Origin of the sequence: Acetivibrio straminisolvens JCM 21531, assembly GCF_000521465.1 — a bacterium.
Taxonomy (GTDB): Bacteria; Bacillota; Clostridia; order Acetivibrionales; family Acetivibrionaceae; genus Hungateiclostridium; species Hungateiclostridium straminisolvens.
Genome location: NZ_BAVR01000019.1, coordinates 26,363 through 40,135, shown reverse-complemented (window position 1 = coordinate 40,135; position 13,773 = coordinate 26,363). Strand labels below are relative to the sequence as shown.

Below are 13,773 nucleotides of genomic sequence, written 5' to 3'. Positions count from 1 at the left end.
TATTTTCACCATTTAACAATTCATTCTTAATGTAATTTTTACTATGACCTTATAGTCTTCCATTTTTTATCACCCTTTCATTCTACTATCATTAATATTAACTAAATCCCCATCTTATCTTGATTATAAGGATTATCTTTATTAATAACTGACTGAAAAAACGAGACATTATGCTTCCGTATTTGTTCATCACTAAAAAACATTCTTGAAATATTACCCGGCCATAAACATCCCTCATCTGTTAATACATAGCAATCATCTAATTCTTTCACTAAACCTTTCTTTATAAGATAGTTAAATTCTTTTTCCCATTTTTCAATACCATCATATTTCTTACATTTTAAAAGATTGGGGAAGAATACAACCTTTCTCTCATCTTTCTCATTTTCACTTGCATAGTTTCCACACTCTATTGGAAATTTACCTTTCGAAATACTTTGTAAGTAACCATCTACTGAAGAAACATTCCTGAAACTAATTCCACTAAGATAACTTCTAGATGATGGACCAATTCCAAGCAGATTAGAGCTAAAAAACAGTCTTTCATAAATCGATGCTTTCAACCCTGGCTTAGCATAAGTGAACACCATAACCTGCTGATAGCCATATCTAAGCAATTCCCTTTTGATAGTTTGATAAGCCTTCAAATACCTCATATCATCAGGAAATTCCTCAAACAATGTCTTGCCATCCAATATCTTTTTAAATCTCGTATTTGGGAATACATTCAGACCATAAACATCAATATAATCCGGATCAATTGCTACTATCTTTTGTGCATCCTCCAACAACTGCTCTTCTGTTTGATCAGGAAGGTTGATCATCAAATCCACTGCAATCTGATTAATACCCGCTAGTTTGATGTTGTAAGCGGCAGAATAAATATCATCGATTTTAGTTTTAATATTTAATTTTTTTCTCAGTTCCTCATTAAATGTCTGAACACCGAAACTTATTTTTGATACTCCCGCTTTTTGTAAATTCTTTAAAGAATCAAGGTTCTGAAGAGTTGCTGCATTTCCCTCCATTCCAATTAACTCACATTGACTGGTACCGAAATAAGCTTTGACAGTATCAATTAATCTTACAATCAACTTAGTATCAATATCGGTCGGCGTACCTCCGCCTATTTGTATTGCCTTAAGCACTTTATTTCTGAAAAATCCAAAATTTGCATACATCTCTATTTCTTTTATATAAGATTCAATCAGTTCTTCAATTACATTATCCGTATATTGGTGAAGAGGTTCTTTATAGTATGAACAGTATAAACATAGATTTTTACAAAACGGAATATGTATATAAACTAATAGTTCATTGTTCTCACCAATATCACCATCATTCAAAGGCTTTAAAAAGCTTTCTGCATCTTCTATGATATCAGAATATTTGCAAATTTTGGGATACACATAAAGTGGTGTCAAACTTTTACGAAAATTAACTTTATTCATATATTATTCCTTCCGTATTTTTTACATAACATCTGTTGATGCAATTACTTACAGTTCTTTTATACCAAGCCACCTACTGATAATTCCTCGCTGAATTTCTGATGTTCCGGCATAAATAGTCGATGCTAACGAATCTACAACTTGAGAACCAATTCCAGAGTCAAGGAGATATCCACTTGCACCATGAATCTGTAGTTGTTCAAGACTTGATTTAATATATGCCTCGCTTATAAACAGCTTGGTAATAGAAGACTCTAAATAATTTCCTTTTCCATTCTGTTTTAGCCATGCTGTTTTATATAATAATAACTCAGCAATTTCCACATTCATTTTCATATTTGCAATTTTATTAGATACAGATTGAAAATTTCCTATTGGACGATGAAACTGCTGCCTTGATTTTGCATATGCTACTGTAACATCTAACTGTTTCTTCATTCGTCCTAAATGTGTTGCAAACATGCAACTTCTTTCCCACTCGACGGCTGTGCTAAACACTAAAAAACCATCTCCAGGCTTTCCTAGCATATTCTCCTTTGGCACCCTACAGTCATCAAATACCAGTTCACCCATTGGAGCATTTTTTAATCCAATCTTTTCGACATTTTCACTAAGATAAAACCCCTTCATTCCTTTTTCGACAATAAAAGCGGATACATTATTAAGTTCTTTATCCGTTGATGTTTTTGCAAAAGATATAGACATCAGCTAATGGAGCGTTAGTTATGAAACACTTATTTCCGTTTAATATGTAAGAATCCCCATTTTCTTTTGCACAAGCATTCATGCCGAACGAATCGGAGCCCGAATTTGGCTCAGTCATTGCATGTGCACCAATGTATTCTCCTGTTGCTAACTTTGGCAGAAATCGTTCTTTCTGTTCTTTTGTTCCATGCTTTAAAATAGGCATAGTACATGAATATAAATGATTATTAATGGCAAATAAAAGACCATCATCATCGCATCCATAACCAAGTCCTTCCATCGAAAATACTGCTTGCATCGGAGTAAATCCTGCACCGCTGTATTCCTCTGAGACAAGAAGACCACATAACCCAAAATCAGAACAGAGTTCCATGCCTCTTCAAAATAGTTACTCGAGTTTTTGTCCAGTTTGTTAAGTTCATTGCCAAAAGCACGAAATTCTTTCTTCAATTCTAGATATGACTTATCAATTTCAAAATCCAATATTATTCACCCCCTCTATTTTTAGGTAATTATACTAAATACAACTTTTTTTAATATAATTTTATATATAATATATGATAATTCGTTTGTCAATTAAAAATTAACTTTATTGCAAATAAATTTTTAACAATCCGGTTTTTTGACATTTAAATAAAGAAAAAGTCTTTAAAAGCCTAGCGTGAATTTATCATAAAATTTAAATTTTAAAACAATTAAAATCCTAAAATGCCTTGAGAGAAGGAAAAGAGGGTATTTTTTGCCAACATTTTATGTATACACGAAGGTGAGAGCGTGGCGACTATTCAGTCTAAAATTACCAATGGCCATAAATACTGGTATATCGTTGAATCTCGTCGGGTCAACGGTAAACCAAGACCCGTCGTCCTTGAATATCTTGGTAAAGCCGATGACCTCCTCAAAAGACTTCAAGGTCTCAGAGATTCTCTTAAACTAAAATCTTATTCCCATGGCTTAGTTGCCAAATTACTTCAGGTCGCTTCGGAACTTGATATCTGTAATGTATTGAATGGCTTTGTACATTCTTCAAAAGAATATACAGCAGAAAAACCTATCAGAAATAACATGACCGCCGGTGCCTCTCTAATGCTTGTTGCAATTGGACGTGCCTGTGTAGTTACCAGTAAAAACGGTTGGGCACAATGGGCTCGTACAACAAGCCTTGAGTATTTGCTACGTACGAATTTCTCAAAGGTAGACAGCCAACATTTCTGGGACGCTATGGATGCTTTTCCTGTGGAAGCAATAGAAAGTGCAGAACGTCAGCTTCTTGAAAACACTCTACGTCACTACAACATAAAAATGGACTCTCTTTTTTATGACACTACTAACTTCTACACGTATATCAACACAACCAACAGCAGATGCCATATTGCAAAAAGAGGCAAGAATAAGCAAAAACGCATGGACCTTCGCAAAATCGGACTGGCTCTTGTTGTGACCAAAGACGATATGATTCCCCTGTTTCACCATTCCTATGAAGGGAACATGAACGATGCCAAAGTGTTCCGAAAAGTGATAGAGAAAATAAAGAATAGATTAGAAGCAATTGGAGCAGACACAAAGAGCCATACTATTGTTTTTGACCGTGGAATCAACTCAAAAAAGAATATAGAATTAGTAGAATCCCTTGGTATGAAATATGTAGGGGCTCTGACGCCCTTCCATCACAAAAGCTTGGTAGAGGAGGCATCCACAAGACTTGAGGAAACCGTGGTTAACGGAAAGACCATTATGGCTTATCGCACCTTTACAAACATATGGGGTCGGGACATGACTGTTGTTGTCACTATTTCAGACAAGCTTAAGGAGGGACAAATTCGTGGGATACACACTTTTTTGGCAAGCTGTGATGCAGCGATAAGCAAGATTAACCGGATGCTTTCAAATCCCAACAGCAAAAAAACGGAGTCGAGAGGAACTTGAAAGATTGATCAGTGCCGTCATTTCCAGATACAAGATGCAAACCTTGATTGAGTATAAAATTCTTGAGGACGACGAAAGATGTTATGGAATTGACTACACAATAAAATATGAATGTCTTGCAAAACTTGAAGAGGAAATGGGTTACAGGATTTTAATGACCAATAATCACAATTGGAGTACATGTGAAATTATCCAGGCATATCATGGGCAGTCTATCATTGAGTACACATTTAAGAATATGAAGAATAAACGGCACCTGTCTTTTACTCCGCAATATCATTGGACGGATCAAAAAATAAAAGTTCACAATTTCTGCTGTGTGATTACTTACCTGATGACATCGCTGATTTATAAAACTGCAAGAGAAAAAGGTTTCACCGGTTCTATGGACACACTTCTTGACATGCTTGGGAACATCAGGCTTGGTACAATTATCGAAGATACCGGTAAAAAAGGTAGACCCAAAGTATTCTATAAACTTGAAGAGATGGAACCTGCAGAAAGAAAACTGGCTGAAGATTTAGGGATTATAAAATTGCATGAACGCCCGATGAAAATAAAAGGCTTTGGTGTATACATCTAATGTTATCTTGTAATGCCTGAAATAACTGTATTTCAGGATTTTTTATACTGTTTCATAATAAACTCACGCTAGCTGCTATCGTTGCGGATGTTCTTGGTTTCATATTTCTGACGCGATAGTAGTATCCGACAGAATGCTTTCTACTATGGAACTTAAGTGTTTCATATACTTTCTGCCAATTATCGCGAATCGCAATAAATGTCGTAACTAACTCCAGGTTAATATCACTAATTATAGCGTTCTTAGGCTCCAGATAAAAATATACAGATCCCCCTCTGAGAAATGGATCTATATATCTTCTGTACTTCTGCGGCAGCATATTTCTGTAATACTTTACGAACCAATTCTTTCCACCTGCCCACTTCAAGAATGTATTTTCCACAGCAATTCACCCACTAAGCTTATAAACGTATAAAAATGTTTTCTACAGTAAATTACAAAATCCTTCTTTAGTTGATAGAAATTACTGCAAACGACACAAATACATAGTTCGCCTTTATACGGTAAAATTCATCTTTGCAATACTGTGTTTATGTCTCTAGACATCACAACTATTAGGTATATCAGAACTGTGGACTTAGCAAGGAAGAGATAAATCCCTATATATAGGAAACCAACTCTTTAATATCACTCTCAAGATCAATCTGAATTGCTTTTATAGTAAGCACACTGTCATTTTTAGTAATCTTTATATCACATAATAAAGCCTTATCTTCAGTCGCTCCTAACATTTAAGGGTATACAAATTTTATTTGGTTGAAGTTGAATCTTATACTGTAAGTCAACATCTTATAAACATCATCCTGAGATAAGCTTATATTCCCTTCTTCACTAAACACTTCCATATACTTGGCATTAAAAATCATTAAAACATCATTGTTCCTGGCCAAGCTCATATCAGGTATAAGAAGAAAAGTGTTCTTCCCGTTTATTATAGCTTTAATATACATCATGGCATTATATGCCTTTTTATATACTGCTCTATTTCTTCATTAGGCATTTCTGGATACGTTTCTTTCAGCCCTAACATGATAACATTGATATACTTGTCGAACGGTTTTCTCTCATCCACAACATACGAATGAGTAAATGTTTTAACTGGAATCCCGTCAACTTCTCCCAGACAAAGGATTTTGTCATACCAACTATCGCCTTCCTGCTTTTGAATATCCTTAAACTGGTCACATGTTATCTTATATATTTTGCCAAGAGTCATTATCGAATCGTCCTTTTCAGGATCCAAAAATGCGACTCCTCCATCTTCCCACTTACGTGAGCTCATACCGAAGTACAATTTATGCGGTATAGTGAATGGTCTTTCATCCAAAGGGTCTGATTTGTCTTTGCATCCATTGTAGTAAGCATCGTTGAATCTGCATTTACCGCCTTTAATATAGTGCATGAATCTTTCCTTCAGAATGTTTGAACCATAACAGGCATACCATACATATTTTTCACTCATATCTAACCGGCCTCCTTTCCATATCTGTTTTGCATAGTTCAACCTATCGGCAACGTCATATTAACCTTTTCTGACATAGCTGATAGAATGGTATAAGCAAAAAGCCCCCTACTTCAATTTGATTTGGTTTCAATTCCGGTATGATACCGGTTTTCAGCCTACTGAACTTTCTTGGATCAAATTTTCTCTGCCATAATCTGATATCCTATGTTATTATATCAAATATATACACAGCTGTCATTATTTACGAGCGAATGGAAGATGGCAATAACTTTGGATACTCAGCTTTTTGCACTCATTGCTGCAATATTAAATCACTTGCCATATAAAAACACCATCCTCATCTCCACGAGTTAATGCGATATCGACATTTATCTTTAACGGATATTCTTTCAATATAACTGTCATCATTGTTTCAAAGGCATACTTTGTCTATCGATTGTATTAACTATTATAGTCTCTATCTTTACACAGACTTTACACAGATAAAATTATTTGAAGTTTTTGTGGAACAAAAGAACGACTGTCTCCACATGGCTTGAGCCGCTTGGATTGATGTCTTGGGCTAATTTTTTGAACCTTACGTTTACGGGAACATGTCAATGGGTTTTTGGCTGTTTTATAAAACCGAGGTTCGTAGGAACATATCAATATGCAGCGCTTCATTGTTAATATTAGTTTGCATACAACAATTTAGTTTGAATTCAATCCAAACGTTTTCGTCCCCAATTTTGTTTTTGTTATTTGCTCAAGTTGTATCACTTGTTCGCGCAAAGAAGAATTTGGAAGGACATTCAATATGCTAAATTGGAATTTTTTGTACCTCATAGGATCATTAGTCAATAATTCAATAAGTATTTTATTCCCCCCATGTTTTGTGTGCACATAATCGCTCCACCTGCCCCAGATACCGTCTTTGCCATAGGCAGAACCTACATATTGTTGCCCATTTGTGGTATCAAGGATTAAATATACTCCATAAACATTCGATAGCATCATTTTCCACTGCCTATTCACATCTGGGTTTTTTACTATTTTTTCTAGCTCATTGAACATTAAAATAACATTTTCATATCCCAAAAATGTTTTTGCAAATCCCTTTGGTAAAATTTCAATTACATCTTTATCAAGTTTTTTCTGACACCAAGAAACCGTAGAACTGCCCCAATCGATGACTAACCTTTCTTCTAATTCACTTAATGAATAGTCCCTAATTAAATCATAGAAATAAAAGGGTCCTGCCCCCCAATTTTCTAAAATAATAATAGGATTTAGCACGTCTGGAAGCTTTGAGACTTTCTGCACTTTATTCACTTTATAAACCCCTTGTAAAAGCGCTTTCTGCCTTCTAAAGCACGAAATACAATTATATATTCTGTATCTTTAAAAACATTTGATTTTTGATATGATTGATATAATTCAAAATGACCTGCTTCAATTATATTTCTGATTTCATTTCTGTCGGTCGTGTGCCTAACTACTTTTATTCTATTGTTGGTAAGTCCTTTTAGTTGAAGAATGTCAGACAGTTTCACTTCATTAACTCCTTCAAATTTTAATCATTATTATTCGCAGGAATATTGTTGTCACTTAAAAAATTATGAGCACCTTCAAGCGTTTTAGTCGCCTTGAAGTATAGGTTATGGATATCACCATAATCTACTTTTTCTTCCCCTTCTCCACGGTATGGTACGCTTATTAAATGTCTTGACAGATCTTGTAGTATTCTGTTTGCATCAATTATTTTTAATATATTTCGCTCCTCGAGACCTTCATTGCAGAGTTTTTTTACAGCGTCAATATCTTCCTGCAAAGGCTTATAATTCACATATTGCTCAACTCCTGATAATACAGTTCCTACCCCAAATAAATTATTTTTATCATAAGCATCCCATCTTGGATGATTCTTATCAATAAGCTCAATATATCTATCATCACACACAATACCATAAAGCTGTAATGCGCTGGATTGAATGGCATAAGAAAAATTATGAATTTTATCTTCAGGAATTTTGCTGTATATTTCCGTCCTCAAGTCATATCTTTCTTTTGGTGACATTGTAGGTTTCAATTGATATGGATCAATACTTTCCACTAATTGAATAATTTCTTCTTTTGAAAGTATATTTTTATTTTCATTATTATCTCCAGCACTTTCTTCATTTAAAGTGCTAAAAACATCATCTTTCGACTTTCTGTCTTGCACATCCTTAATATTTTCTTGTATATTTCCATTTGAATTGTATATTTTGTATATTTCAACACTCGCAGACCTATTACTTTTATACACCCCAGCATACGGCACTTCAATATAATAGCTACCGCCTTTCGAATACAGAAACAGCCTTCTCATCTCATCCTCAAGAATGAGTCTTATTATGAGGTAATTCTTTTGCGTTGGAGTATCGTTTACTGATTTACGCAGTGTTTTTTTCGCTCCTGATAAAGCTGACAAAACCATTTCTATATCAGTGTTGTCCGCCAAGGTTACAGGTCCAACGCTAACCCCCTCATTAAACTGCTCCATTTCCACAGACATAACAGAAGTAGCATCTGGAAGGTCGAGGGACTGGGTTGGATTTGTCAACAGGAATATCGTCCCAATGACTACTACAAACACTGCTGTGCATACAAGCCAAAACGATGGCTTTTTATAGTGAAGTACATTTTTAATCCGGCTTTTCGTTGTGCTTTCACCAAAAGCCAGTGGCTTCCGGCCAGAATAGGACGTCTTATCGCAAGCCGCAACAGGGTCTCACCATACCTGGCCTTTTCCTCGCGATCAAGTTCGCACACCACCCGTTCATCACAGCTCATCTCCATATCGCGACTCATCAGGCAGAAGGCCAACCACATAAGCGGATTAAACCAGTAAATGGACAGGGCAAAAAACGCTATCGGCTTGATGATATGATCCTTTCGAAGAATATGAGTCCGTTCATGAAGCAAAACATATTCACGTTCCGTTTCATTGATTCCAACAGGCAAGTAGATCTTCGGCTTAAAGAAACCGCACACAAAAGGAGAAGATATCTCGTCAGTTTCAAAAACATTGCCATTTAGTTGAGTTGCAGTTGAAACCCTTCTCTTGAGCCGCAGGTAGGAAACAACACTGTATATTAACATAATAACAATACCCGCAAACCAAACCCAGGTACCGATAGATAAGAAAACCTGCATTGGATCAACGCTTGTTGTCTCCACAGCCTGACTAACCACCGGACTAACCGTATTACCAAAATAATCAGCACCAGAGCTTATCTGCGGTACAACCGTAAGTCCATTGACCTTTGAAATGTATTCGATTTCTCCGCTGTCTGCAACAGGGGCATCTAGAAAATTAAAAAGAGAGAAAACTGATGAAAATGAAACTGGGCAGACTAGCCTAAATAAAAGAATGCTCCAGAGCATATAGGATATCCGCTTTGGTGCCCGTTTCAACAGCAAGCGCAGGATGAGTATAGCGATTAACACATAGGTAGCCGTAATGCTCATATTGAGTATCTTCAAAAATACTTCTACCATTACTTCCGCCTCCTGTACTCATCAATAATTTGTTTGATTTGTTCTGCCTCGTTATCACTGATTTTTTCCTTTCCCAGAAAAGCTGTAATAAACTTCGGTAATGAACCGTCAAAGACTCGGCTGACAATCCAACGGCTTTCAATTTCCTGAATGTGATCTCGCTTAATTTTTGAAGTGACAATTGTGTTCTCATTCTGCAAAACGCCCTTATCGCAAAGTCGCTTTAACACGGTGTAAGTAGTCGTTCGTTTCCAACCGAGCTGAGATTCCGCCAACTTGCACAACTCTGGTGAAGCAATAGGCTCTGAATCCCATACAATCGAAAGCAAACGATAATCCGCATTGCTGAGCTTTAGCTCTTTCTCCATTAACCATACCTCCAGTCTAACACATTAGACTATATATAGTCTAATGTGTTAGACTGGCTTTGTCAAGGGGATTACGCAATTTATCTATATTTGCTCATACATTTGTATAAAGCAAAAATGCCGCCAATTAAGAAGGTTTCCTCCTCAACTGGCGGCAATCTTATTACAATCTTATAGATTCACTTCTATTTCTAATCCCGACTTAAACTCTACCATTAACCTGTCATCATATACCGTTGCTTTTTCAACCAGTCTTCTGACCACCGTTTGAAACTGCGATTTTTCGCGCGTGACCCCACACCCGTTTCCGGGTAAAAAGCGGTAGAGATTTAGACCCCCCTACCATATAAACTACAGAAAATCTCAAAAGTTAAGCAGTTCTTTGATTTTTGTGAGATTTTTTGCATCTATTTTAAGCCGTTTTTCGGCATTGTTTTCAAACGAGGTATTAATTTTTCAAGAACAAAGTGAGTGTATTCAATTTATCTGTCAGTCAAGTGAACAATCTGACAATTGGCCGTTATCCTGTCCAATAAAGTTTGGAAAAGGTGCTTGTCTTCGGCTGCATCTATCCATGCAGACAGTTCACGATTGGTTATAAAAATAATGCTTCTGGTTTCATTAAGAAAGGTAACTGCCCGGTAGAAAACCTGCAGTTCTGCCATGGTTGGTTCCACATAAAAGACATCATCAATAATAATTAAGTTCCCAGCAGGATTAAGTTTTGCTCATCCTTAAGCTATGTCAGGTTGGATAACTGTTTAATCTGCCAATTTAAGCCCTTGTTTGAGTTCGATGCGTCAAATGCTTTGTTTGGAAGCTTACTTGCCTTCCTCAGCTTGGTGTGTTTTTGCCTGGCTCTAATCTCCAATTCTTTTTCTAACACCATCTTAAGATAGTCAAGGTTTGATAGTTTCTCATCGTTCAAATCAATGTATCCCCTTGCGATATTCCAAAGGTTGAGCTTTTGGGCCAATTCACGGATTTCTGTTATATCAGCCATCGATTTCCCTCCTTATTTCTTTACCCCTCACCAAATGGTTAAAATACTGCTGATTCGGCAAAAACTTCTTAGCTATATGCTCTCCGTACTGATACATGAGATAAGCCAAAAGCTCATAGGCACTGCAGCGTTCAGTATCAATGCAGTATTCTATTCCATCAAGCAATTGTCCAATTGTATAAAACTTTGTCATCCGGTATAATCGAATGCAATGTGTATTAAAATATTTCGGCTGTTGCTGCTCCATTCGGCGAATGAATTCCTGAGCTATTTCGTATTCTGCAAAATATTGTTTTATGATGGTTAAAGAAACCCTGTCTCTGCTGTAATTTTCTTCTGGTTTGAACAACTGCCCGGTATCTTCTGTAACTGGATATTTAGCCAATAAATCATTTGTTTCAGCATCATAGAACAAAAACATTTCACCATCATCTTCAATGCGAATGCGTTTATGAGCATCCATCATACCTGTATTAATCTGATAACGGTTGTCTTTATAACTTACCACTCCATCCTTATCAAAGGAGGCAACAGTGCTTGATATTTCGGAATAAGGTTTGACATGGAACAGGTATTTTTGCTCTTCCATGAACATTTCACGCGGCACTTTTCTGGTCACAGTATGTATTCGCCCGTTGCCTTCCCTATCTAACCATGCAAGGGCAGCACTGTTAAGGCAATCAATTCCGGTGTATATCCTGCCCTCAAAAAAACTTTGCTTTATGTATCCAATCACCTCTTCAACCTTGCCTTTACTTTGAGGATCTCTTGGTCTACATAGCAAAACATTGTAACCTATACGCTTAACATATTCCTCAAAGGCGGGTACGAATATGATATTTCCCAGATTTTCACTGACTACATAGACACGGTCAAGGTCATAAAGAATAGTCTGTGTTCTTCCTCCAAAATATTGGAATGCATAGTTATGAGCTTTAATGGCTGTTTTGGTTGTAAATGGATCCGGTGAAAAATAAACAAATTTCATTCTGCTATAACTCAGAACCATGCAGAAGAAATATATTCGTACAATTCGCCCGTACATATCCTTAAGTTTGTATTGACCAAAATCCGCCTGCGCTTCATATCCCGGTGGAGAAATTTCACGGGGTGAGGTTTTACGTTTACTGGCATGCGGATACCCGTGCTGTTCTCTTAAGGCTTTCATATAGCGGTAGAATGTAGCTCGTTTAACTTGTAAATCAGGGAAGGCCTCCACCAATTTGAGATAGATGTTTGTATCCCTCATTTGTGGACAAATTTTCAAATGTTCCAGTATGTACTGGCGATAGTTATCCATGTGGTACCTTTCCTTTTCAGCTTTCTTAACATAATCTTTTTCGCTCATATTCCAGTATTTGCTGACAGAAGAATAGGTTATCCCCAGTGCTTTTGCGGTTTTTGTCTGAGCAAGTCCAAATGCTTTGTACTCCTGGATTTTTTGGTATTGCTCGATTCCAATCATTTTTGATTTCCTCCATTGGTTTGTGTGTTATTGAAGTCATAATACCCATATTAGTACAAGCATAGACATCACCTCCTTATCAGGGTCTATAAACCAGACTTAATTATATAAACAAAAACACCCATAGGGTGTTCTTGTAAAAAATCTAAAAAAAGATAATTTTATTTTCATTTTGCAATCTTGATATCCATCGTACAAAGGGTTCTCTATGTCGTTCATACCACTGGCTCGTAGCTAAAAACTTCATCCCGTTGAACTCAAAAATTTCTTTCCAGTACCGACCATAAATTCCATCCTTAATTTGAGCTGAAATATCTTCATTGTCTTTATACTTTTTAAGAAGCGGGTAATCTATTCCCAATACTTCTTTCGACCATTGCTTTGACTGCATTTCACTTATTTCTTTATCAGTAAAACGATATTGATGGTTTGATAGCTCCCTAAGGGTTTGACGAACATATTTTCCAATTCTCGTTTCGTCATGGTTTTCTCTTTGGTCTGGATTGTATTCATCATTTGCTTTATCACTTTTATGTAAAGGGGTGTAATCTGCTCGTAGATATACGTAATAATCGGTTAATTTTATATCGAATTTCCGTAGAAGTTTTCTGATAAGATTTCTTATACTGTTGGCACTTAAGTTAGTCCAAACATATATGTCTATGTTCTTCATTTTTTCATTTTTTCTATCGACATATTTTCTGCTAAAGTAAGAAACCTTTCTTCCTTTCATAACGGGATCATCAATAAACTCACTAAACTTAGTGGCATCTATCTCTGCCAACAATTCACATGTTTGCAGCAGCAAATCCTTCCAATCTTTAGCTGTATATCGATTATTATTAAATGAAAAAGCGACCACCTTTTTATGGGTAAAATCTTCATAAAGGGTATGAGGAATGGAAGAATCAACGATATAATCCGAATAATTTGGTATAGTTTTCTGTTCATCTATTTCGTCGAGTTCTTCATCAATTTCGTCATCATCGGCCTCTGCATCTATGTTGAGCAAAGATGTATACTCATTGATTGTCTCCTGAATTGTTGACACTGTTTTAGAAAACTCCCATAATTCCATTCCTTTGTCAAATTCCTTATTCTTATGGAATTCTGCAATTGACTTATTTGTGCTGCTCATCAGTCCATCCAGAGCAAGGTTTAGCAAATCCAACGCATCAGAAATTTCAGTTGCATCCTTTGGAAAATACCGTTTAATAATTTCTATTATTCGGATTATATCGTCCTGTGACATTTTACACCATCCCCTCTTAATTATAATTTTAAC

17 protein-coding genes and 1 pseudogene are annotated in these 13,773 nt (G+C 36.2%); 2 read left to right on the top strand and 16 right to left on the bottom strand.

Features of this window, described 5'->3' with window-relative positions; all coding sequences use genetic code 11:
* Positions 1 to 101: 101 nt before the first annotated feature.
* The 3 genes from JCM21531_RS06920 to JCM21531_RS17655 are packed head-to-tail and all read right to left on the bottom strand — an operon-like array spanning position 102 to position 2,529.
* Positions 102 to 1,451, bottom strand: coding sequence for a coproporphyrinogen-III oxidase family protein (locus JCM21531_RS06920; protein WP_027621445.1), 1,350 nt, complete (start codon positions 1,449 to 1,451; stop codon positions 102 to 104).
* Positions 1,452 to 1,499: 48 nt separating this feature from the next.
* On the bottom strand, positions 1,500 to 2,156 hold the full coding sequence (locus JCM21531_RS17660) for an acyl-CoA dehydrogenase family protein (protein WP_054847034.1): 657 nt from the start codon (positions 2,154 to 2,156) through the stop codon (positions 1,500 to 1,502).
* Positions 2,122 to 2,529: an acyl-CoA dehydrogenase family protein gene (locus JCM21531_RS17655; protein WP_054847033.1), complete on the bottom strand. Its 408-nt coding sequence runs from the start codon at positions 2,527 to 2,529 to the stop codon at positions 2,122 to 2,124. Before JCM21531_RS17655 ends, JCM21531_RS17660 begins: the two co-directional genes overlap by 35 nt.
* 401 nt (positions 2,530 to 2,930) lie before the next feature.
* Here JCM21531_RS17655 and JCM21531_RS06910 point away from each other — a divergent pair, with 401 nt between their 5' ends.
* Entirely contained in the window at positions 2,931 to 4,082 is a 1,152-nt protein-coding gene (locus tag JCM21531_RS06910) for an IS1634 family transposase (RefSeq protein WP_038288566.1), read from the top strand.
* A gap of 4 nt (positions 4,083 to 4,086) precedes the next feature.
* Complete coding sequence (locus JCM21531_RS06905; RefSeq protein ID WP_038288563.1) at positions 4,087 to 4,665, top strand: hypothetical protein; 579 nt, start codon at positions 4,087 to 4,089, stop codon at positions 4,663 to 4,665.
* A 52-nt stretch (positions 4,666 to 4,717) separates the two neighbouring features.
* On the opposite strand, the gene JCM21531_RS24370 is transcribed toward JCM21531_RS06905, so the two are convergent.
* The 13 genes and pseudogenes from JCM21531_RS24370 to JCM21531_RS06860 form a co-directional block, all read right to left on the bottom strand.
* Complete coding sequence (locus JCM21531_RS24370) at positions 4,718 to 5,047, bottom strand: DNA adenine methylase (RefSeq protein ID WP_054847032.1); 330 nt, start codon at positions 5,045 to 5,047, stop codon at positions 4,718 to 4,720.
* Positions 5,048 to 5,396: 349 nt separating this feature from the next.
* Positions 5,397 to 5,618, bottom strand: a complete 222-nt coding sequence (locus JCM21531_RS06895) for a 5-methylcytosine restriction system specificity protein McrC (RefSeq protein WP_027621440.1) — start codon at positions 5,616 to 5,618, stop codon at positions 5,397 to 5,399.
* Positions 5,615 to 6,127: a hypothetical protein gene (locus JCM21531_RS06890; protein WP_051411156.1), complete on the bottom strand. Its 513-nt coding sequence runs from the start codon at positions 6,125 to 6,127 to the stop codon at positions 5,615 to 5,617. The genes JCM21531_RS06895 and JCM21531_RS06890 overlap by 4 nt, the downstream gene beginning before the upstream one ends.
* Before the next feature lie 693 nt (positions 6,128 to 6,820).
* Positions 6,821 to 7,441, bottom strand: coding sequence for a GIY-YIG nuclease family protein (locus tag JCM21531_RS06885; RefSeq protein WP_054847031.1), 621 nt, complete (start codon positions 7,439 to 7,441; stop codon positions 6,821 to 6,823).
* Complete coding sequence (locus JCM21531_RS19505) at positions 7,438 to 7,662, bottom strand: hypothetical protein (RefSeq protein ID WP_054847030.1); 225 nt, start codon at positions 7,660 to 7,662, stop codon at positions 7,438 to 7,440. The genes JCM21531_RS06885 and JCM21531_RS19505 overlap by 4 nt, the downstream gene beginning before the upstream one ends.
* Positions 7,663 to 7,682: 20 nt before the next feature.
* Entirely contained in the window at positions 7,683 to 8,714 is a 1,032-nt protein-coding gene (locus tag JCM21531_RS17645; RefSeq protein WP_054847029.1) for a DUF5301 domain-containing protein, read from the bottom strand.
* Between the two features lie 23 nt (positions 8,715 to 8,737).
* A complete protein-coding gene (locus JCM21531_RS06880; RefSeq protein WP_054847028.1) occupies positions 8,738 to 9,652 on the bottom strand; it encodes a M56 family metallopeptidase in 915 nt (304 codons plus the stop codon).
* A complete protein-coding gene (locus JCM21531_RS06875; RefSeq protein WP_038288560.1) occupies positions 9,652 to 10,020 on the bottom strand; it encodes a BlaI/MecI/CopY family transcriptional regulator in 369 nt (122 codons plus the stop codon). Before JCM21531_RS06875 ends, JCM21531_RS06880 begins: the two co-directional genes overlap by 1 nt.
* A 171-nt stretch (positions 10,021 to 10,191) precedes the next feature.
* Positions 10,192 to 10,284 (bottom strand): annotated as a pseudogene (locus JCM21531_RS25060) (DNA recombinase); the annotation flags it as partial.
* A gap of 218 nt (positions 10,285 to 10,502) precedes the next feature.
* Entirely contained in the window at positions 10,503 to 10,685 is a 183-nt protein-coding gene (locus tag JCM21531_RS21130; RefSeq protein WP_243467351.1) for an ATP-binding protein, read from the bottom strand.
* A 74-nt stretch (positions 10,686 to 10,759) separates the two neighbouring features.
* Positions 10,760 to 11,023 (bottom strand): hypothetical protein, encoded by a 264-nt coding sequence (locus JCM21531_RS21125; RefSeq protein ID WP_243467350.1) that lies wholly within the window; start codon positions 11,021 to 11,023, stop codon positions 10,760 to 10,762.
* On the bottom strand, positions 11,016 to 12,488 hold the full coding sequence (istA, locus tag JCM21531_RS06865) for an IS21 family transposase (protein WP_038288558.1): 1,473 nt from the start codon (positions 12,486 to 12,488) through the stop codon (positions 11,016 to 11,018). Before istA ends, JCM21531_RS21125 begins: the two co-directional genes overlap by 8 nt.
* A gap of 145 nt (positions 12,489 to 12,633) precedes the next feature.
* Entirely contained in the window at positions 12,634 to 13,740 is a 1,107-nt protein-coding gene (locus JCM21531_RS06860) for a hypothetical protein (RefSeq protein WP_054847027.1), read from the bottom strand.
* Positions 13,741 to 13,773 lie beyond the last annotated feature (33 nt).